This window comes from Paraburkholderia sp. 32 (assembly GCF_050435345.1).
GTDB lineage: Bacteria > Pseudomonadota > Gammaproteobacteria > Burkholderiales > Burkholderiaceae > Paraburkholderia > Paraburkholderia tuberum.
Genome location: NZ_JBNDKD010000001.1, coordinates 3,075,611 through 3,095,270, shown reverse-complemented (window position 1 = coordinate 3,095,270; position 19,660 = coordinate 3,075,611). Strand labels below are relative to the sequence as shown.

18 protein-coding genes and 1 pseudogene are annotated in these 19,660 nt (G+C 59.3%); 12 read left to right on the top strand and 7 right to left on the bottom strand.

Annotated features, from left to right (window positions below; translation table 11 throughout):
- Window positions 1-33: 33 nt before the first annotated feature.
- Window positions 34-801 (bottom strand): 3-hydroxyacyl-CoA dehydrogenase, encoded by a 768-nt coding sequence (locus OKW26_RS14280; RefSeq protein WP_429354008.1) that lies wholly within the window; start codon window positions 799-801, stop codon window positions 34-36.
- Window positions 802-1,167: 366 nt separating this feature from the next.
- Between OKW26_RS14280 and OKW26_RS14275 the strand changes: the two genes are divergently transcribed.
- From OKW26_RS14275 to OKW26_RS14240, 8 genes are all read left to right on the top strand, one after another.
- The gene (locus tag OKW26_RS14275; protein WP_429354007.1) at window positions 1,168-2,190 is read left to right on the top strand and encodes an AraC family transcriptional regulator; all 1,023 of its coding nucleotides are present in this window, start codon (window positions 1,168-1,170) and stop codon (window positions 2,188-2,190) included.
- A 378-nt stretch (window positions 2,191-2,568) separates the two neighbouring features.
- Window positions 2,569-2,721 (top strand): transposase, encoded by a 153-nt coding sequence (locus OKW26_RS14270; protein ID WP_429354006.1) that lies wholly within the window; start codon window positions 2,569-2,571, stop codon window positions 2,719-2,721.
- Between the two features lie 19 nt (window positions 2,722-2,740).
- A complete protein-coding gene (locus OKW26_RS14265; protein WP_429354005.1) occupies window positions 2,741-4,429 on the top strand; it encodes a tannase/feruloyl esterase family alpha/beta hydrolase in 1,689 nt (562 codons plus the stop codon).
- A 103-nt stretch (window positions 4,430-4,532) separates the two neighbouring features.
- Window positions 4,533-4,685 carry a hypothetical protein gene (locus tag OKW26_RS14260; RefSeq protein WP_429354004.1) on the top strand — a complete coding sequence of 51 codons (153 nt, stop codon included), beginning with the start codon at window positions 4,533-4,535 and terminating at the stop codon, window positions 4,683-4,685.
- 1,021 nt (window positions 4,686-5,706) lie between these two features.
- The gene (locus OKW26_RS14255; protein ID WP_429353833.1) at window positions 5,707-6,723 is read left to right on the top strand and encodes an IS110 family transposase; all 1,017 of its coding nucleotides are present in this window, start codon (window positions 5,707-5,709) and stop codon (window positions 6,721-6,723) included.
- Between the two features lie 271 nt (window positions 6,724-6,994).
- Complete coding sequence (locus OKW26_RS14250) at window positions 6,995-8,353, top strand: MFS transporter (RefSeq protein ID WP_429354003.1); 1,359 nt, start codon at window positions 6,995-6,997, stop codon at window positions 8,351-8,353.
- A 124-nt stretch (window positions 8,354-8,477) separates the two neighbouring features.
- Window positions 8,478-9,203 (top strand): nitroreductase, encoded by a 726-nt coding sequence (locus OKW26_RS14245; protein WP_429354241.1) that lies wholly within the window; start codon window positions 8,478-8,480, stop codon window positions 9,201-9,203.
- A 14-nt stretch (window positions 9,204-9,217) separates the two neighbouring features.
- Window positions 9,218-10,870 carry an AMP-binding protein gene (locus OKW26_RS14240; RefSeq protein WP_429354002.1) on the top strand — a complete coding sequence of 551 codons (1,653 nt, stop codon included), beginning with the start codon at window positions 9,218-9,220 and terminating at the stop codon, window positions 10,868-10,870.
- 229 nt (window positions 10,871-11,099) lie between these two features.
- Here OKW26_RS14240 and OKW26_RS14235 read toward each other — a convergent pair whose 3' ends face one another.
- Window positions 11,100-11,990, bottom strand: a complete 891-nt coding sequence (locus OKW26_RS14235) for an AraC family transcriptional regulator N-terminal domain-containing protein (protein WP_429354001.1) — start codon at window positions 11,988-11,990, stop codon at window positions 11,100-11,102.
- A 152-nt stretch (window positions 11,991-12,142) separates the two neighbouring features.
- Here OKW26_RS14235 and OKW26_RS14230 point away from each other — a divergent pair, with 152 nt between their 5' ends.
- Entirely contained in the window at window positions 12,143-12,901 is a 759-nt protein-coding gene (locus OKW26_RS14230) for an SDR family NAD(P)-dependent oxidoreductase (RefSeq protein WP_429354000.1), read from the top strand.
- Between the two features lie 362 nt (window positions 12,902-13,263).
- Here the strand turns inward: OKW26_RS14230 and OKW26_RS14225 are convergent, their stop codons facing one another.
- Together OKW26_RS14225 and OKW26_RS14220 are read right to left on the bottom strand one after the other, a co-directional pair.
- On the bottom strand, window positions 13,264-13,473 hold the full coding sequence (locus OKW26_RS14225; protein ID WP_429353999.1) for a hypothetical protein: 210 nt from the start codon (window positions 13,471-13,473) through the stop codon (window positions 13,264-13,266).
- A 531-nt stretch (window positions 13,474-14,004) separates the two neighbouring features.
- Entirely contained in the window at window positions 14,005-14,850 is an 846-nt protein-coding gene (locus OKW26_RS14220; RefSeq protein ID WP_429353998.1) for an amidohydrolase family protein, read from the bottom strand.
- On the opposite strand from OKW26_RS14220, the pseudogene OKW26_RS14215 reads away from it, so the two are divergent.
- Window positions 14,776-15,870 (top strand): annotated as a pseudogene (locus tag OKW26_RS14215) (fumarylacetoacetate hydrolase family protein); the annotation flags it as partial. The gene OKW26_RS14220 and the pseudogene OKW26_RS14215 sit on opposite strands and share 75 nt — an antisense overlap.
- A 129-nt stretch (window positions 15,871-15,999) precedes the next feature.
- On the opposite strand, the gene OKW26_RS14210 reads toward OKW26_RS14215, so the two are convergent.
- The 3 genes from OKW26_RS14210 to OKW26_RS14200 form a co-directional block, all read right to left on the bottom strand.
- A complete protein-coding gene (locus OKW26_RS14210) occupies window positions 16,000-16,920 on the bottom strand; it encodes a 3-keto-5-aminohexanoate cleavage protein (protein WP_429353997.1) in 921 nt (306 codons plus the stop codon).
- A gap of 251 nt (window positions 16,921-17,171) precedes the next feature.
- The gene (locus OKW26_RS14205) at window positions 17,172-17,423 is read right to left on the bottom strand and encodes a hypothetical protein (protein ID WP_429353996.1); all 252 of its coding nucleotides are present in this window, start codon (window positions 17,421-17,423) and stop codon (window positions 17,172-17,174) included.
- Window positions 17,424-17,571: 148 nt separating this feature from the next.
- A complete protein-coding gene (locus tag OKW26_RS14200; RefSeq protein ID WP_429353995.1) occupies window positions 17,572-18,276 on the bottom strand; it encodes a Crp/Fnr family transcriptional regulator in 705 nt (234 codons plus the stop codon).
- Between the two features lie 113 nt (window positions 18,277-18,389).
- Between OKW26_RS14200 and OKW26_RS14195 the strand changes: the two genes are divergently transcribed.
- Window positions 18,390-18,803, top strand: a complete 414-nt coding sequence (locus OKW26_RS14195) for an acyl-CoA thioesterase (protein ID WP_429353994.1) — start codon at window positions 18,390-18,392, stop codon at window positions 18,801-18,803.
- 36 nt (window positions 18,804-18,839) lie between these two features.
- Window positions 18,840-19,613: an SDR family oxidoreductase gene (locus OKW26_RS14190; protein ID WP_429353993.1), complete on the top strand. Its 774-nt coding sequence runs from the start codon at window positions 18,840-18,842 to the stop codon at window positions 19,611-19,613.
- Window positions 19,614-19,660 lie beyond the last annotated feature (47 nt).

Below are 19,660 nucleotides of genomic sequence, written 5' to 3'. Positions count from 1 at the left end.
AGCAGATATCATGGTGGGTGCTCTGGACGCGGGTCACCTGGCTGCCATGCGGATGGCGCCATCAAGGCGGATCACCTCGCCGTTGAGGTAAGTGTTTTCGAGGATGTGCAACACAAGGCCCGCGAATTCGTCAGGCCGTCCGAGACGCGCGGGAAAGGGGACCATCTTTCCGAGCGCGTCCTGTAGCTCCGTGGGCATGCCTTTTAGCATAGGCGTTTCCATGATCCCAGGCGCGATGGCGACCACGCGAATGCCATGGCGCGCCAATTCACGAGCGATGGGCAATGTCATCGCGACCACGCCGCCTTTGGAGGCCGCGTAGCCCGCTTGCCCGATCTGGCCATCGAAGGCTGCGACTGAAGCGGTGTTGATAATGACCCCGCACTCGCCATCAGTGTCGGGCATATTCTCCGCCATGCAGGCCGCGGCCAGCCGTATCATGTTGAACGCGCCAATCAGGTTGATCTGAACGGTGCGGGCGAAACTCTCCAGCCGGTGCGGGCCTTCGCGGCCAAGCACTTTCTCGGCGGGGGCAACGCCGGCGCAATTGATCAGGCCATGCGGCGCGCCGAAGGTGTCGCGGAACGTGGCCAATGCATGGTCCGCGCTGGCAGGGTCGCATACGTCAGCTCTGGCAAAGCGGGCATTGGAGCCCAGTTCCGCCGCCAGTGCGGCACCGGCTTCCTGGTTCAGGTCTACGAGCAGCACGCGGGCGCCGCCCGTCACCAGTCGGCGCGCCGTGGCGGCGCCGAGCCCTGAGCCGCCGCCTGTGACGACGAAACCTTTATCTTGAATCTGCATTTCTGTTTCCTGAAAGTGACCACCTTGACGCGCACCGCACGGGGCCTACTCTGGTGTGAGAAGGAATTCCGGAGCCATAGATGTCCCTTGGACGGTTAGGCGATATCACCGGCACGCTGCTGCACAATTTCCGCCGACAAACCCTGCGTTCGCGACGATCTACTGGCTGGTTATGGTAAGTGGCATGCGGGAGTACGGCCATGCCCACAGACCTCGCCGTGCATGAGCCTTTGGGACACATCGCGCGGAGATTCAGTTGCCCGGCAGCGCTCGTCGGCCGATGACTACTGGGGCCCAGTGGTAGGAGGTTTCACTTGTGCCCGGCAGCGATTAACATCAGTGCACTTCTGTGGGTGGAACCTGACCATGAATGACGCTCAAGACAAGGGCACAACCTCTATCAGCTTGGTGCGTGAAGCGATTCTTGTCGCTACGCAACGTAATCTGGATGTGTCGGCCGCATTGCAGCATGCTGGCATCGCGGCAGAATTGTTGAATGCCCCGAGAGCCCGCGTGCCCGCGTTAGCCTTTTCGCGCCTGTGGGCGGCTCTGGCCGACTTGATGGACGACGAGTTTTTCGGTCTGGACAGCCACCCGCTGCGCCGGGGCAGTTATGCTCTGATGTGTCACGCGGTTCTGCATGCTGACAACCTCGAACACGCGCTGCGTCGCATGCTGAAATTTCTGCGCGCGATACTCGACGACGTTCATGGGGAGCTACGCTGCGAGGGCGAGCAGGCACTGATCATCCTGCATGACGATGGGCTGACGCGCCGCCTCTTTGCCTACGGGACGTGGTTCATCCTCGTGCACGGCCTTGCATGTTGGCTGGCACGCAGACGGATTCCGCTGATCGAGATGAGGTTTCGCGCTTCCGCGCCAATCGATGACAGCGACTACCGCATGCGCTTCTGCGAGGATGTGACATTCTCCGCAGAGCAGACCCTCATCCGCTTCAACCGCAGTTTCCTCGAGCTCAAACTGGCCGAGACGGAAACGAGCCTGCGTGCATTCCTGCACAATGCACCAGCAAATATACTGGTGAAATATCGCAATGAGTCCAGCACTACTGCCCTGATAAGGCGCCGCTTGCGAAACCAGGTTCCCGACGACTGGCCTGACCTCGACGCGCTATCGCAGTTACTGAATCTGTCCTCGGCAACGCTGCAGCGCCGTCTGCTGGCCGAAGGCATGAACTATCGGCAACTGAAAGACGAATTGCGCCGTGACATCGCCATCGAGTTGTTTTCCAGCAGTTCTCTCACGGTTGCCGAAGTCGCTGCACGGACTGGATTTCAGGAGACCAGCGCTTTTCATAGGGCCTTCAGGAAGTGGACTGGGGTCAGCCCAGGAATGTACCGTCATGGCAGGGCGACTTCTTCCGTTTAGGGCTGGTACCGTCGTCGCGGCGCAGCTGGCGCGTACCGATGTGCTTGTACGCCTGATCGTTCGGAAGATTCCAGCCTCGTCTTCAAACCGCGCGTCGCGCAAAAGCTGACCTGCCGACTCAAACGCATAACCGGGCGATCGATGCGACTGCGCATAGGCATGTCGCACCGAAGCCGCATTCCACTGACACCCACTTGATCCTCAGCGCTACGGTTCAGCCGGGTGCAAGGCACGAGGAAAGAGCAGTGTATCCGCGGACCTCATTCAAACTGAGGTCGGCGGACATGGATTGAGGTTCCAATCAGGTTGACACTGCAGTCGCGTTTGGCAAAGAAGACGAGCGTCGCGACCGGTTCCAGGAAGGACAGGACTGGTCCCGTGACGGCCACGCACTTGATCGCTGCGAGACAAGAAGTGAAGCGTTACCCGAGTGCCACGTATATGGCGCGCAGTTTCGGACTAACGCTTCACGAGCATAGCAGCGGTAGAAAGCAAAAATTGCTCGAAATCAGCCAGTCAGTATGGCGGTGATAACTATACGGAGACGAGAATGAGAACCCGGTTGAGAAGCGCCCGAAGCTCGGCAATTGCGAGTGCCTTGTTAGCAGCACCAACTATTGTCATATCCGGTTGCGGTGGCCATGACTCGGCGCCGGCAAACGTCGCGGTGCAGACGTCTGCCGCGATGTGCAGTGCGTTGGCTGGCATGACCGTTCCTGCCGCCTCGATCGGGTTGCCGACAACCGGTGCCACCGTCGTATCCGCGACGCTCGTTGCCGATACGGATTCTGGCAACACCAATGGCGAATATTGCAAAGTACTAGGAAGTATTCATCCGGTGGATTTCAATGCGCCAGATATTCACGCGGAGGTGGACCTCCCCACCAACTTCAACGGAAAATCTGTTCACTTTGGCGGGTCGGGTTTTGACGGTAGCATCCCCGATACCGAGGGCTCACCCGTCGATGGTTTCCTGGCCGGCGTAGAACCTGCGGGCGTCACTACGCCGTTGCGCAGAGGCTACGTGACTCTTGGAAGCGACAGCGGGCATGAAGGAAGCGCCCTCGATGGTTCATTTGCAGCAAATGATGAGGCACTCGCTAATTACGCAGGCGATCATATCAAGAAGACGCATGATTTTGCGGCATACCTTGCGAAGACACGTTACGGCTCGTCTTTTGTGCACAGTTATTTTATTGGTGGATCCAGCGGTGGACGTCAAGGCCTGATCGCCGCGGAGCGATTTCCACAGGACTACGACGGTATCATTTCGTCGTTTCCCGCTTCGGGAATCACAGGGCTGTGGCTCCAAATGGGCCGGATTTCGCAATCGCTCCTGGCCCCTGGAGGATATGTCACCCCCGCCAAGGGCGCGGCGCTTCTGGCAGCGGTCATGAAGCAATGTGACGCTTTGGATGGCGTGGCTGATGGCGTCATTAGTAACCCTTCAGCGTGCGTGTTCGATCCAAAGTTGGTTCGCTGCTCCGGCGGAGTCGACACCGGCGACACATGCCTGTCCGACGCGCAAATCAATACAATGACCACCGCTGCGACTCCGCTCAACCTTAGCTTTAATCTGGCCAACGGAATTCAAACTTTTCCTGCATACAACGCATTCGCCGGGGCAGACTTTTGGTCCACTACGCTGACATGGGGCGCGTCGGCCGCCGATGCCACGATCGAACCCGGGGTGAACGGGGAAAGCGCGTTTTTCTACACGTTCCCAAATGACATGCTCCGGTTTGCGGTCGCTCGCGATCCTGGCTTGAGCATTCTCAACTTTAACCCTGCCGACCCGGGATCACTAACCGCGCGCGTCCAGGCGGTGAGTGCACTGATGGATAGCACGAGCACTGACTTGACCCAATTCCAAAGTCGCGGCGGCAAGATCATTCTCCAGCACGGACAAGCTGACCAGTTCATTCCAGCGCAACTGTCGATTGACTACTATAACCGCCTAGTATCCAGGTTCGGGCAGGCGCCGCTTGATCAATTTCTGAAATTTTACCTGGTACCTGGCGCGGCGCATGGTTTCGGCGGCCAGTTCAATGGTTCCTACGATGGTCTGACGGCACTCGACAATTGGGTCACGAAAGGGAGCGAGCCCCGTAATCTGACGATCACTGACGTTGCTCCGCCAACCGCTGGACGTACCCGACCACTGTGCGAATACCCACAGTGGCCAAAATACGTCGGCGGCGACCAGAATCTTGCAACTAGCTTCGTGTGCTCGGACTAGCCCGGTTGGCAGCGCGCGCCCAACCGCAGTTCGTGGCGGTTACCGTTACGCTGAGTTCTGCCAGCGCTACCGCGATTGGGCGCATACGTTCCGACCAGGTGCAATGCACCACGTCATCACCGAAGCGCAGGACATCCCGCTCGTGGCCATACTGACCAAGGCCGACCGCGACGCGACGCCGCTCAACCTGCGGCGTTGGCCGAGGCCACTCATCCATCCCATCTGCGGTAAGGGTGGCAGACCACAATTACTGTAAAGCCTCAGGTCGTTCCGGGGCGACACAGGCTACGACTAAACGCGTGACGTATGGTGAGCTAAAGCGCCAGTCAGAGGCTCGCGCGGCGTAAGGACGGCGGCTGGGCTGCCAGCTTTGCCGGAAAGGGTCAGGAATTTCTGGTCGCTTTGATGAGTATCTGCAAATCAGGCACCGCGCACGCGCCGTTTTTTGCCGCCGCGTTTGCTTCCTCGGCGATCGCGCCGTGACTCACTGGCCGCCATGCGAACGTCTGATTTGTGATTCGGCGCAATGGCCTCGGCCGAAGATATGCCTGAGGACCCTCCACGGCGGGTTGTCGTGATCGATGGCGTTGAAGGGGAAATATCCGATCCGTCGGCCGTCATCTTCCAGTCCGTCCTGAGACCCGGACTAAAGAGCCGGTAACCGCTGCAATACTGGGCACAAATGCGCCTTTCATCCACATCTACACATCTGGTACTACTGAAATGGGTCACGACGCAGCCGCCCTTGCCGGTATCGGAGAACTGAGAGGCGAATCTCCATGCCGAGAGAGCTCCCCCCTGCTGACCAACCGTCCCTGGCACCCGACATTTTGATCCTCGACTGGGGCTGCCGCGCACCGGCGCGACCGCCTGACCCTGGTGCCAGTCGGTCCGACAACACATTTCTCTAAACCGGCAAGCGATTTCGTCCAGTAGCTCGCCAGGACCTGCGGCCAGTGCCGGCGAACGTCGGTGTTCGGGGACCTCATCCGAGTTGACGTTGATGGACATGGACTACCAGCCTCGTCCGCCCGACACTTGTTACAGCAAGGTACTAATGGCGGATCCGATTAGCGACGGGCCACCTCATTAAGGCGTCGTTGGGGGCCGCCTGGACTTCACCTACGACATAAAACCGAAGGAGATGGTATGGACGCCTCCCTCCCGCGTCGGATAGGAGAGGCAGTAGGAACGGCGGAGCCCTCGCTATACCCGACGGCATCAGAGTGCCAAAGTGGTGGTGTCAAAACGACCAGGAAGGGTAAGGAGGGCTCGAAATGAAGACTACGACATTTGGCGTGGACCTGGCAAAGCGGGTCTTTCAGGTGCACTGGGTAGACATGGACACAGGCGAGATCAACCGTCGTCAGCTCAAGCGCGAACAGCTCGTGACGTTCTTCGCGAAGCAGGCGCCCGCGCTCATCGCGATGGAAGCGTGCGGCAGCGCCCATTACTGGGCACGCCGCTTCGCGAGCTTCGGTCATCAAGTCCGGCTCATTGCGCCGTCATTCGTCCGACCGTTTGTGAAGCGCAACAAGACCGATGTGGCAGACGCGCAGGCGATCTGGGAAGCTGCACAACGGCCGGAGATGCGTTTCGTCGCTGTGAAGAGCGAAGCGCAGCAAGCGGTGCTGACGCTGCACCGCGTGCGCGCACAACTGCTCAAGATGCGTCGCATGCAGATTAACCAGACGCACGGCTTGCTGTACGAGTTTGGCGCGGCAGTGCATCGCGGCTCGCACAGCATGAACGACGCGGCCCGCATGCTTGGCGAGCTGGCCGACGCTTTGCCCGCCATGGTCATCGACACGCTTCGCGAACAACTGCAGCGTATCGAAGCGCTCACGCGCGACATCCGTGCCATTGAACACCGGCTCGCAGCATGGTTGCGCCAGGACGAAGGGGCCACGCGGCTCGCCGCCATTCCGGGTGTGGGCCTGCTCACGGCGACTGCCGCCATTGCCACCATCGGCGAGGCGAGTACGTTTCGCTCCGGGCGCGAGTTCGCCGCGTTCCTCGGTCTGGTGCCACGGCAAAGCGGCACGGGAGGTCGTGTCAAGCTGCTGGGCATCAGCAAAAGAGGCGACGTGTACTTGCGTACCTTGCTGATTCACGGCGCGCGCGCAGTGCTCTCGCATCCGAAGCGCCTGAGCGACGCGCTGCAACGTTTGCTCGCGCGACGACCGTTCAATGTAGTGGTCGTCGCGCTCGCAAACAAAACGGCACGCACGATCTGGGCGCTGCTTGCCCACGCTCGAACGTACCAATCTGGTTACGTGGCTCACGCTGCGTAGAAGATCAACTAACTATGGAGACGTGGTCGCTAATAGGTTGCGCAGGTTGATATACATGTGATGGCGAAACAGGTCGGACCGCGGGGAAGCAAACCTGAATTCTGTCTTGTCCTTCGAGGACTCGCAGGAGATGAGGACTTCCCCGGCAGATTCCATCAGGGCCAGCGGATCACCATCCGCACCACAGGCCGGATATAAGTCTGCAACCTCATCCTGTCCGTCACACACCGAATATCACCTGGCAAACCGGGAGGCGTCCATATAAGACAAAATGAACCAGATCGACGTGCACTCACTCGCGGGTGAGGCAAGATTCAATGGCTTTCACACCCTGATCCTGTTCTGGTGTCTGCTGATGTTGATACTCGACGGCTACGATCTTGCCGTCGTGGGCGCAGCGCTGCCATCGATCATGAAGGACATGGGCATTGATGCGACCAGGGCTGGCGTCATGGCCGGATCGGCACTTTTTGGTGTGATGCTCGGGGCCATTTTCCTTGGCACGCTGGCTGACCGTTTCGGCCGACCAATAATGATCTGTGTTTGCGTCGCGCTGTTCAGTCTTTTCACTGCAGCGGCTGGGTTGACCAGCGATCCCGTCGTCTTTAGCATGACGCGATTCATCGCCGGTCTGGGCATTGGCGGCGTGTTGCCAATTGTCACCGCGCAGATGGGGGAATTTTCGCCGAACGCCCTGCGCACGCGATTGGTGACGCTGGTGTTCGCGGGATATTCCATTGGCGGAATTCTTGTGGCGCTGACTGCAAAGCAGCTTATCGGCAGCTACGGCTGGCAATCCGTCTTTTTTGCCGCAGGCCTGCCTGTCCTGCTCATTCCGTTCATCATCAAAACGATGCCCCATTCGATGACCTTCCTGGTCAAAAGCGGCCGGCACGACGAACTGCGCACCGTCGTGAAGCGGTTGGTGCCCGACTATGCGGTGAGCGGTCAGGAGCAGTTTGCCGGATCGTCGGCGGTCAAAAGCAAGGACGCTTCGGTGCGACGCCTCTTCCAGGATGGGCGGGGCGTCAGTACCACGATGATCTGGGTCGCGTTCATGACTGGCCTGTTCATGGTCTACGCACTCAGCTCCTGGTTGACCAAGCTGATGGCAATGGCTGGATACAGCCTGGGTTCAGCTTTGAACTTCGTGATCGTCTTCAACGTCGGCGCCATCGCCGGTGCGATTTTTGGCGGTTGGCTCAGCGACAAGGTCAACATCAAGAGGGTGCTGACTGCGTTTTACGTCGTCGGGGCGGTTGCGCTGTCACTGATGGGCTACACGAAGTCGACCGTGTCGTTGTTAGTCGTTGTATTCGTTGTCGGCGCATCGACGCTTGGTACACAACTGCTTGCCTATGCTTATGCGGGTGACTTCTATCCTCATGAGATCCGGTCTACCGGTGTTGGCTTTGCTTCTGGCGTGGGCCGGATCGGCGCCATCGTGGCACCGGTGCTCATCGGTTGGCTCGTCTCCCTGAAGCTTCCGCTTGAACAGAACTTCATGGCGATCGGTCTGGCTGGCCTCATCGGTGCGGCGGCGGTGACGCTGATCAATCAGGCACGTGCCGACTCATACCGCTCAGCCAGCGCGCCTGTCGCCGCAGTTCAGGGTAGCGCAGGGCGCTGATGTCTCTACCATACGCTGCTTCATGGCCGAGGTTCGTTCGTGTGAAGAGCGCGGCTCTTACGGGCTCTCCACGCGAAAAAACGCCAAACCCATGTCGCAGCAAATTTTCAACATGCCGAAAAAAATGGACCGTCTATCTCCTCCTCCTTTCAGCTCGTTTGCCGACGTGAGTCGAGCCGTCGACTGGGCACTCGTCACCCGGCGCAGCGTCCGTGCTTTCCTGCCCATACCGGTTCCCCCCGAGGAAGTCGCGTCCATCCTCAACGTTGCGCGCTTCAGCGCAACCGGCGTCAACATCCAGCCCTGGCATGTGCATGTTGTGACAGGCACGATGAAGTCCCGCCTGTCTGCTGCCATCAACGAGATCAATGATGATCCTGCACGAAGTTCAGGGCTGGACGAGCCCTACGATTACTACCCGCGCGAATGGATCGCGCCGTATGTGGACCGCCGGCGGGAGGTCGGTTGGAATCTGTACGGCCTGCTGGGCATCCAGAAGGGGGACAAGGAGCGAATGCACGTCCAGCACGGCCGCAACTACAGCTTCTTTGATGCGCCCGTAGGCCTGTTTTTCACGGTTGACCGGGTCATGCGTGAAGGAAGTCTGCTGGATACCGGCATGTTCCTGCAAAGCGTCATGATTGCTGCCCGGGCGCGGGGCCTCGACACCTGCCCGCAGGCGGCTTTCAACAAGTTCCACCGTGTCATCGCCAACGAACTGTCCATTCCCGACAATCACATGTTGGTCTGCGGGATGAGTCTGGGTTATGCGGATCCCAGCTGCATCGAGAACTCGCTCGTAACGGAGCGCAGCCCGGTCGGCGATTTCACTACTTTCTACGAAGAATGAACGGAGACAAAGTCATGAGTGCAAAGGCCTACTCTCAAGGACTTGAGAAGAACGCGGCAAACTACGTTCCATTGACGCCATTGACCTTCCTCGATCGAACCGCTGACGTCTATCCGGATCGAACCGCCATCATTCATGGCGACTTCCAGCAGACGTGGGCCGAAACCCGCGAGCGTTGTTATCGCCTCGCGTCGGCGCTCGTCCAGTTGGGGATCGAATTGGGCGATACGGTGTCGATCATCGCGCCGAACACTCCGGCGATGCTGGAGGCTCACTTTGGCGTGCCGTTGTCCGGTGCCGTGCTCAATGCCGTTAATTGCCGCCTCGATGCTGACGGTGTCGCATTCATTCTGCGCCACGGCGAATGCAAGCTCCTGCTTGTAGATCGTGAATTTGCTCCGCTGGTCGAGAAAGCCTTGCGGTCGGTCCCCAATCCGCCGCGTGTGATCGACATCAACGACCACGAAGCGCCGGACGGCACCGCCATCGGGGAAACTGATTATGAGTCGCTGCTGGCGCGCGGCGATCCGGCATTTGCCGGTCGCCACCCGGCCGATGAGTGGACGCCGATTGCGCTCAACTACACCTCGGGTACGACCGGGGATCCGAAAGGCGTCGTTCCGAGCCACCGCGGAACGTATCTGATGAGCCTGGTGCAGATGACGAACTGGCCGCTCCCGCGTGCGCCAATTTACCTGTGGACGCTTCCCATGTTCCACGCGAACGGCTGGTGCTTCACATGGGCAATTACTGCCGCGGCGGGAACGCACGTATGCCTGCGCAAGGTAAATGCTGTCAATATTCTCTCTGCTATCGTCAAACATGGTGTCGATCATTTCTGTGCGGCACCGATTGTCCTGTCAGGCATCGCAAGCATGCCTGAATCGGAACGGCAGCCGCTGCCGCGTCGGGTGCGGGTCCTTACTGCCGGATCGCCGGCGCCGGCCGCTGTGCTCGAGGCCGTTGGCGCGATGGGTTTCGATGTCGACCACGTCTTTGGAGTTACTGAGATTTCCGGCACCCCGATCAGCTGTGCATGGCATGACGAGTGGGATGCGTTGCCGCGGGAGCAGCAAGGGAAATTGAAAGCGCGGCAAGGTGTACGTGCCGCAGCGTTCGAAAAAATGTCGGTCGCTGATCTTGCGACGCTTGAGCCGGTGCCGGCCGATCGCAGTTCTTGCGGCGAGGTTCTGGTCCAGGGGAACACGGTGATGATGGGATACCTCAAGAATCCCAAAGCAACGGAAAAAGCTTTTGCCGGCGGTTGGTTCCATACCGGAGATATTGCCGTCGTCCATCCTGATGGCTATATCCAGATCACGGACCGCTCCAAAGACGTAATCATCTCGGGTGGAGAAAACATTTCGTCGGTGGAGGTGGAGGAGGTGATCTATCGGATGTCGGGCGTCCTGAACGCAGCCGTGGTCGCGCAGCCCGATGAGAAATGGGGCGAGACGCCTTGCGCGTTTATCGAACTGAAGCCGGATGCCTCGAATCTAACAGAGGAGGATGTAATCCTGTTCTGTCGGGAGCGACTGGCGCATTTCAAATGCCCGCGTCGTGTGATCTTCGGCGAATTGCCCAAAACCGCGACAGGGAAGATTCAGAAGTTTCGTCTGCGGGAGCAAGCGGGCAGCCGCGTAGCGATTACGAAATTGGCCGGATAAGGCTTGGATATACAGAACCCGCCATGCGCTGTAAAGTGCGGCCTACAGTCAGGCGCAACTGTACCTGGATGGACCTGGTCATTGTGCGCGAAATGGAGGTAAAGCGTGCAATGCTCTCAGGGACAGTTTCGAGCTCCGCTCCTACCTATGCGTTGGTCGATGAGCCGTCGCAACAGCCCGACCACGGGTGACTGCGAATTTGCTTCGAAGGAGCGGCTCCCGGTTTGGGCTAGGTGACAGCTTTCTCTTGCTGTCGTCGCGGCATGTCCTTGCTTGGGCTGGTATCGAACTGTCTCAGATACTCCCGGCTGAACTGCGATGAGCTCTCGTAGCCCACAGCGAATCCTGCGGCAGATGTATTGTGTTCCCCTGCCATGAGCAGTCGTCTTGCTTCGAGCAGACGGAGCTGCTTCTGGTATTGCAAGGGACTTTGCCCCGTGACCGCACGAAAGTTCCGATGGAGGCTCGCTCTGCTCATGCCGCAAGCCTCACACACTTCATCGATCTTGAGCGGGCGGTCAAAGTTTTCACTTATCCAGCCGACTGCCCGTCGCACCTGAGAAAGTGCACCTCTGGGGCTCGCAATTTGACGCAATAACTTTCCATTGGGTCCCTGTAAGAGCCGGAAGAGTAATTCACGTTCTAGCATGGGAGCCAAAATGGGAATTTCGCCTGGATGATCAAGAAGGGTGAGAATCCGGCGCAGCGCGTCTCTGACCTCTTCTGTCATAGTTGTGATCGAAAGCGCAAGGGCGTTGGTCCCGTCTTCCCCGGCGGGAGGCATCGCCATGATCAACTCGGTGAGTAACCCAGGATCCAGCTCCAGATTCAGGGCAACATAGGGTCGGTGCCGACTCTCGCTATACACCCGCCCCATCAGTGGGAGGTCGAGCGCGCTGACCAGGTAATGCGAGTTGTCATAGCTCAGCACCTGTTCTCCAATGGCCACTTGTTTGCTCCCCTGGAGAACAAAACACGCCATTGAACGGTATAGACATGCATGCTCCCCAATTCGTCCGTGGCCACTTCGTAGCTCGAGACGGGGGATTCCTGTTTTAGCCTCCCCTGGTTTGGCATGCCGTAGCGCAATTTCCAGAAGCGTTGACGAGGTGGAGCGCATAGTGGTTTATGTACGTAAGTCAGGCGGCTGAGACAATCAGGCAAAAGAATAAGCGCTTTGGGGGAGATTGCAAACACGTTTCGTCATAAATTGTTGAACACACCGGTCGTGGCACAGCGGCCGTTTCACAACAAACTATTCATGAGGTTCTTATGGCAGCAAAGATCGCTTTGATCACGGGCGCAAGCCGTGGCTTGGGCCGCAACATGGCCTTGCATCTGGCAGCGCGAGGCGTAGGTATTGTGGGCACCTATCGCACTGGTCGGGACGAGGCCAACGCGCTCAGGCAGGAAATCGAAGACAAGGGCGGCAAGGCGGCGATGTGCGCGCTAGACGTAACCGACACGGCGAGCTTTTCCAGCTTCAGCGATACCGTGCAGTCGGTGCTGAGCGATAAATTTGGGCGCAGCCGTTTCGACTACCTCGTCAACAATGCCGGCGTCGGCTTGCGAGCCCAATTCGTCGAGACAACGGAAGAACAGTTTGACGTCCTCGTCGACACGCACTTGCGGGCTCCCATCTTCCTGACGCAGAAGTTGCTCCCACGAATGGAGGACGGCGGTCGCATTTTGAATGTCTCGTCGGGCTTTGTTCGCTTCACGCTGCCGGGGTTCAGTGTTTATTCAGCGATGAAGGCTGCTGTCGAGGTGTTGAGCCGGTTCATGGCAGTGGAGCTTGCCGAGCGAAAAATTCGCGTAAATACGATCGCGCCCGGAGCTATCGCAACCGACTTCGCGGGTGGCTCCGTGCGTGATAACGAAGCCGTCAACGCTTTCGTCGCGCAAGGGATCGCGCTAGGGCGCGTAGGGGAGCCGGACGATATCGGTCGCGCTGTAGCGGCCATCCTCTCTGACGATCTGGCTTGGGCGAACGGAACGTCGTTCGATGTCTCCGGCGGCCAACTCCTTTAACACGGAGCAGATCGTCATCCGGGATAAGCAAACGAGTTGCGGTGACCGTCGCATGGGCACCCGCGTCTCGTGGCGCCGGTCGTGTCTAGTCCTCCGGTCGAAAACTGCCTGTTGATCTCGGGGGGAGCGAGAGCGAGGGCCTGTCTCTCAAAGTTGTTAGCTTTGAAGAGGCAAACGGTGGAGTGCGTTACCCCGGCAGCAGAATTCGCCAAGATTACACCTGCAGCTAACTCTGGGGCGGTTTTCGATGCGCGCCCGTCTTCACGATGCCACATTGAACCACATCCAGAGGCCACGGGGCCACGGGATTGGTGACCGACCGTCGGCGGCCGCCGTACTGTTCCGGACTTAACGCGGGCGTTTCAGTGGCTGCTTCCGAAGCATGCATCTGCGGCTTCAGCCGGCGACAGGCCGGCGTGGAAGTAGCCCTGCAGACGCTTTATGATCGTCGCGTCAGGGTGATACGACGGGCGCACAAGATTCGCTGCGACGGCTTCGTCGTACCAGGCACACGTCCACACCTCCAGCTCTCGAGCGTATTCCAGCGTTAGTCGTTCCGACTCATCAAGCATTTCTGAACTCCACTCATTCCTGGACTCGCCAGGCGTTAGGTCGCCGCGCAGATCCCTCAATCGTGCTGCACTCGGGGGAAACACTCATCGCCGGACGTACGGGCTCGGGCGGGAACACACACCACGTACCGTCATTGTGGCGGAAGAAGAAAATTGCAAGCGGACCTGCAGGTCTCGATGCCTCAACGCAGATATGCCCTCGCGGACTCGAGCCTGTCCGACTGAATCGGGTTATGCGAACCGGCATCTCCGGCGTGGGCGCAAACCATTTTTCGATCTGCGAACGCAAAGACTTCTCCGCCTTTTCCATCTGCCTTCCCTTCGAACTCGTTCCGGTTGATGCGCCGACGCCTGTTGCGATCGCCATTACGCAGCTTGTGTCACCGGAGATTCGATCACTTCACACGTTTCGCCGAGGGTTATCGCGACAACGTGTCGGTGGTCACCATGACGGATACCTTGAGGTGCGGCAGGCCCATACATCATGTCTAGTAGGGCCATTCACCTTAACGTCAGGCTCTCTACGGCAAGCTAGTCCGTTGGTTCTCGGAAGCCGTAGAGTCTCTCAGGGTTATCTACAAGGATTTGATGGCGGGTCGAGACGCATTCAGTCCATCGGTTCAGACTCGCAATGATGTTTGACGGCCGCGGACCCGGCCTCATCGAGGTATGCGGCCAGTCGCTGCCCCAGACCAGGCGATCCGAAGCGACATTGACCCAGTGTTGGGCCATCGCGTCCGTATCTGAAAAGCCGCCGGCCTCTCCGACGACTGAGTCGAGATAAGGTGCTGACAGCTTGAGCCACGCGCGACCAGTAGTCAGCCATCGTTCAACAAGTTGTCTGGCAGGGTGCGCTAGTCCAGAGTTCACCGGCAAGCGGGCCAGGTGGTCGAAAACGAACTCGGTAGGGATGCGATCCAGCAAATTGCTGTACTCGACGATCTGGGCGGCAGTCCAGTGAAGCTGGAGATGCCAGCCGAGCTCGTGCACCCGGTGGCTCAAAGTCTCGAGCATTTCGAAGCTGGTGGGCGCATCATGGGGCGTGTAGAGCGTGAACCGGATGCCGCGAATGCCGCCGGCGTTAAGCGCATCAAGTTCGCGATCGGTGATGTCTGGCCGGATGGTCGCTATGCCGCGCGCCCGGTCGATGCCTAGCTGACGTATAGCATCCAGAGTCACGGTGTTGTCTACATCGTAATTCCGCGGGGTGACAATCACCGTGCGGGTCGTGCCGAAGCTCTGCTGAACCTGCCGATAGTCATCAACGCGTCGAGCAGCTGATTCCGGAATTGGAGCGGACCTCCTGTTGCCGTTATCGGTGGCGAACTGGTGGATGTGTCGTCGTTCGCGCTCACGACCAGCACGCTGCTTGAGCAACCAGAAATCGGCCTTCGGCTGAAGGAGGCCGCTGCGAACCTGCCGAGACTTGCGACGCTCGACTCGGTTCTTGCCAATTCCGCCTTCGACCGACGCGATCCGTCCACCCCCTGGCTCATCGCGCCATGCGACCTTCAGGCGGTCAAGGCGAGCGGTGTGACCTTCGTCGAAAGCCTGCTGGAGCGGGTGATCGAGGAGCGTTCGGGAGGTGACGCGAGCCGCGCCGATGAAGTGCGCGCGCGTGTCATGTCCGTGCTGGGCGATCGGCTCGCAAGCGTTCGCCCGGGGTCTGAGGAAGCCGAGGCGGTGCGCCACGTGCTTATACAGGAAGGAATGTGGTCGCAGTATCTGGAAGTCGGCATCGGTCCGGATGCGGAAATCTTCACGAAAGCACAACCCATGTCCGCCGTCGGTACCGGCAGCGAAATCGGAATTCATGAAAATTCGCAATGGAATAACCCGGAGCCTGAAATCGTGCTGGCGGTGACCAGCCAGGCGGAAATCGTCGGCGCCGCGCTTGGGAACGACGTCAATCTTCGGGATTTCGAAGGGCGCAGTGCGCTGCTGCTCGGTAAGGCGAAGGATAACAACGCGTCGGCCTCGATTGGCCCCTTCATTCGCCTCTTCGACAGTACATTCGGTCTCGATGATGTTCGGGCTGCGGAGCTTTCGCTGCGCGTGGAAGGAACAGATGGATATGTTCTGACAGGGGCGAGTTCCATGAAACGCATCAGCCGCGACCCGTCAGAACTCGTTGCACAAGCGATGGGCTCTCACCATCAATACCCGGACGGAATGATGCTTTATCTCGGGACGTTGTTTGCACCGACCGCGGATCGTAGCGTGCCAGGGCAAGGATTCACGCATCAGATCGGCGATACGGTGACAATATCGAGCCCGCGATTCGGTGCGCTCGTCAACACGGTCAACTATTCGCATCGCATTGCGCCCTGGGAGTTTGGGGTCGGCGCACTGCTCGCGAGCATTCTTCGTCGGCATACCGTGAAAGCGGGGGCGTAGTCGCTTCATTGCCCGTGGGTCCGCTGATATCTCATTGAGTATCAGCGGACACGGTTCCGGTTACACATGCGGTTTTATTCGAAATTGAGTTATGACGATGGCGACGTTGATGGCTCGCTTTGTCATGAGCTAACTCTCCGGGCAGGCAGCCTTCGTTGTTTCGTGCAACGGCCGCAGTCCGATGATCTCCCGTGCCTCTGCCGGCGTGGCCGGCTCATAACCCATCTCGCGCACCAGCCGAACGAGCCGCTCGACCAGTTGCACATTGGTGGCCAACTCGCCCTGTTTGTAGTAAAGGTTGTCTTCGAGCCCGACGCGCACGTGTCCCCCCAGCAACAGCGAGTTCATCGTAGCGGGCAACTGCGCCGCGCCAATGGCGCTAACGTTAAATACGGTGTCCCTGGGCAGGTGGTCGACCATAGTTTGCAACAGGCGAGGCGTGTAGGGCAATGCGCCCTGGAAGGCATTGGCACCGATGACGATATTGATGAAGTGCGGCGCGTCGTCGAGGCCCTCGTTGATGGCTCGCTGGACATCCTGAACGATGTCGGCAAGACCAAACACCTCCCATTCCGGCTTGATGCCGCGCGCTCTCATCATCCCGGCGATCTGGCGGATGCGCGAAGGAGGCGTCGCCACCAGTATCTCCTTGCCGCCGAAGCTTGCGATCACAGTCTGTGCATCGAGCGTACACATCTCGACCCCATCACCCTGCATGCCCTTCAGGCGTTCCTCCCACAGGATTTCCCACAGACCGTTGTCGAGTTCGCGCACCATGTCCCCGTTGATGCCACCGCCGGTAGAGTTGTTCAGAATGATGTCGCATTTGTCGCGAATCAGGCGGTTGATGCGACTATAAATTGCTGGATCGCAGGTGGCCTCGTCGTCGGAACGCCGTGCATGTACTGCCACGACACTGGCACCGGCGTTGTAGCATCGGTAGGTGTCGTCGGCGATCTCTTGCGGCTGTGTCGGCAGGCTCGGGTTCATTTTCTTGTTCGCCATGCCGCCGGTCGGCGCGATGGTCACGATGACTTTGGGCTTGCTCATGCTGGTCTTCTCCACAGATGGATTGGGGAATGGACAGGATTGACTATGACCGCCGGATCAGTGCGTGCTCGTGCCTTCGCCCGGGCCCAGTCGGCCTCCGTTCTTTGGGAGGCCCAGCAGGATCGTTAGGCCACCGCCAATGACAAGTGCGATCAATCCCAGAAGACCTATCCGGATGCTGCACGCCGCACCCTTGATCCAGCCAATCAGGGGCGTGCTGACGAAGCCGCCAAGGATGCCCAGTGAGCTGATCACCGCTTTTCGGGCAGCAGATAGGTGACGAAGGAGATGCCCGCACCGAGTCCATACACTGCAAGATCCTGCTTCATCTGCAGCTGTGCGTATCCGATATTGATTCGATCGAGGAACGCGAAGACAGACGCGATCAAGACGAGCGGCATGACGCGCCAACTGACCTTGCGAAGGACCGCGTTTGGGACTAAACGGTCCGTCGAGCTTCCGACGAGCGCGGCTGCGGCGGCCAGCGAACGAGCGTAAATCATGCGTGTCTCCCTCCTGGTCTTGTATGACACACATTATTTCGAGCGACGGCTTCCACGACTGTCAATCGCGCGACAGTTGGAGTCAGCGTAAACACCAAGCAATGCGCGAGCGCGGTCGGCAACGATTCGCGAAGGAAGATGTGCGGCGCTAGCGTGCCAAGGCCTGGAGCCCTGGCAAATCCAGTATGACGATGCCGCCGTACTCGGTGCGCACGAGGCCGGCGTTCTTGAAGCGAGTCATCGCCTTATTGCACGTTTGACGCGACACGGCGGCCAGGTTGGCGAGTTCTTCCTGAGATATCGGCAGATGCCCCACGCCGCCCGGATTGGACAACGGTTGCACCATGCCCACCAGCGCCCGTGCGACAAGACTGTCAGTGTCGAGCAGTCCGTGCGCGGCAACGGCGCCCATGAACCAGTGCAGACGCTCGTTGACCTGGAACAGCAGAAACTCGTTGAACGACGGCTGATGCTCGCGAAGCCAATTGAACGTCGCGCGTGGAATCTGCGCGACGCGGCTATCGCGCAATGCAATGAGATCGGACTCGCGCGGCGCGTCGCGAATCAGCGTGCCTTCTCCGAACCAACTGCCTACCGACTGTCCGCCTAAAGTCACCGTCTGTCCATTGCGCGCGGTGATCGACCACTTGATGAGGCCCTCGAGCATGCCGAACCAGACATGTTGCCGTTCGCCGTGGTGCCCGAGCGCCTGACCTGAGGCGACGGCACGCTCCGACGCCTCGGCGCGCACGCGAGGCTTCACGGCTTCGTCCAGCCGTACGAACCACGGCGACTGTGCGAGTAGTTCGTCAAGCGTAAGCGAAACAGTGACAATCCGCGTTTGCCTGGTCATCGCCTGCTCCCAGAGCCGCTCGCCTGGCGGTCAATGCGAACTGTCGCTGCACGGACAGTATTGCGGGTGCAAAACACGCACAATGGTCGGACTGGGAACTGGAGCATAGACCCGTGAGTAAAGAAACTGTCTATCGTGTCGACGTGCAATTCGGCGATTGCGACCCAGCCGGAATAGTCTTTTTTCCGAACTTCTCGCGCTGGATGGACGCCGCTTCGCACGATTATTTTATACAGTGCGGCCTGCCGCCATGGCGGGAGATGCAAGCGTTACCCCATTGCATCGGCGCGCCGCTGCTGGAGGTCCACACTCGTTTTCACACCTCGGCGACCTACGGTGAAAGTCTGCAGATGCATACCCGCATTGAGGAGTGGCGAGGTAAAGTCTTCATCCAAAGCCATCGCATCACGCGCAACGATACGCTGATCTGCGAGGGTCGCGCGACTCGCGCGTTGTGTATCAAACAGGACGATGGTCGGCTGAAGGCCATCCCCGTGCCCGAGTTTATACGTGCTGCCTGCGCTTGAGCGGCGAGCGTGACCCAAGTCAGAAGAGAGGTTTTCATGACCACATCAAAAGGCCCGCGCGTGCTGGTGACGGCTGGTGCGGGTGGTATAGGACGCGCAATCACGGAAGCATTCGTATCCTCGGGCGCGAGCGTCTTTGTATGCGACATCGACGAAGCGGCGCTTCAACAGATGCAAGCGCAATTGCCGGGCGTCGCGACATCGGTGTGTGACATCGCTGATCGCGCGGCGGCTTCGCGCATGGTCGCGGACGCCGCGTCCGCTCTCGGCGGATTGGATGTTCTGGTGAACAACGCGGGCATTGCGGGACCGACCGCGAGTGTCGCGGAGATGGATCCGGACGCCTGGGAGGCGGTGCTTCGTCTGAACCTCACGGGGACGTTCATGGTGACGCAACGGGCCATCCCTTTCCTGAAGCAGTCGAGCGCGGGCGTGATTCTCATCATGTCGTCGCTCGCCGGCCGCTTTGGTTATCCGAACCGCAGTCCCTACGCGACGACCAAATGGGGCTTGATTGGATTGATGAAAACACTGTCACGTGAGCTGGGCGAATTCGGCATACGGGTCAACGCGATTCTGCCGGGTGCCGTGGAAGGTCCACGTATTCAGCAGGTGCTGGCGGGACGCGCATCAGCCAGCGGCCGCACCGTCGCGCAGGAAGAGGCGGCTGCGCTCGCGAATCAGTCCATCCAGCATTTTGTCGATCCGGCGGACATTGCAGCGCTCGCTGTTTTTCTGGCATCGGACGCCGGGCGTTCAATTTCCGGGCAAATGATCCCGATCGACGGAGATTCGCAAAGCGCATCCTGAGATCTCGCCCCTTGACCAGCCTCACGGCCTCAAGCTCGAACTCCTCC

Coding starts and splice junctions, on each gene's coding strand:
- OKW26_RS14280 (WP_429354008.1), bottom strand. CDS start 801: ATGCAGATTCAAGATAAAGGTTTCGTCGTCACAGGCGGCGGCTCAGGG.
- OKW26_RS14275 (WP_429354007.1), top strand. CDS start 1,168: ATGAATGACGCTCAAGACAAGGGCACAACCTCTATCAGCTTGGTGCGT.
- OKW26_RS14265 (WP_429354005.1), top strand. CDS start 2,741: ATGAGAACCCGGTTGAGAAGCGCCCGAAGCTCGGCAATTGCGAGTGCC.
- OKW26_RS14260 (WP_429354004.1), top strand. CDS start 4,533: ATGCACCACGTCATCACCGAAGCGCAGGACATCCCGCTCGTGGCCATA.
- OKW26_RS14255 (WP_429353833.1), top strand. CDS start 5,707: ATGAAGACTACGACATTTGGCGTGGACCTGGCAAAGCGGGTCTTTCAG.
- OKW26_RS14250 (WP_429354003.1), top strand. CDS start 6,995: ATGAACCAGATCGACGTGCACTCACTCGCGGGTGAGGCAAGATTCAAT.
- OKW26_RS14245 (WP_429354241.1), top strand. CDS start 8,478: ATGGACCGTCTATCTCCTCCTCCTTTCAGCTCGTTTGCCGACGTGAGT.
- OKW26_RS14240 (WP_429354002.1), top strand. CDS start 9,218: ATGAGTGCAAAGGCCTACTCTCAAGGACTTGAGAAGAACGCGGCAAAC.
- OKW26_RS14235 (WP_429354001.1), bottom strand. CDS start 11,990: ATGCGCTCCACCTCGTCAACGCTTCTGGAAATTGCGCTACGGCATGCC.
- OKW26_RS14230 (WP_429354000.1), top strand. CDS start 12,143: ATGGCAGCAAAGATCGCTTTGATCACGGGCGCAAGCCGTGGCTTGGGC.
- OKW26_RS14225 (WP_429353999.1), bottom strand. CDS start 13,473: ATGCTTGATGAGTCGGAACGACTAACGCTGGAATACGCTCGAGAGCTG.
- OKW26_RS14210 (WP_429353997.1), bottom strand. CDS start 16,920: ATGAGCAAGCCCAAAGTCATCGTGACCATCGCGCCGACCGGCGGCATG.
- OKW26_RS14205 (WP_429353996.1), bottom strand. CDS start 17,423: ATGATTTACGCTCGTTCGCTGGCCGCCGCAGCCGCGCTCGTCGGAAGC.
- OKW26_RS14200 (WP_429353995.1), bottom strand. CDS start 18,276: ATGACCAGGCAAACGCGGATTGTCACTGTTTCGCTTACGCTTGACGAA.
- OKW26_RS14190 (WP_429353993.1), top strand. CDS start 18,840: ATGACCACATCAAAAGGCCCGCGCGTGCTGGTGACGGCTGGTGCGGGT.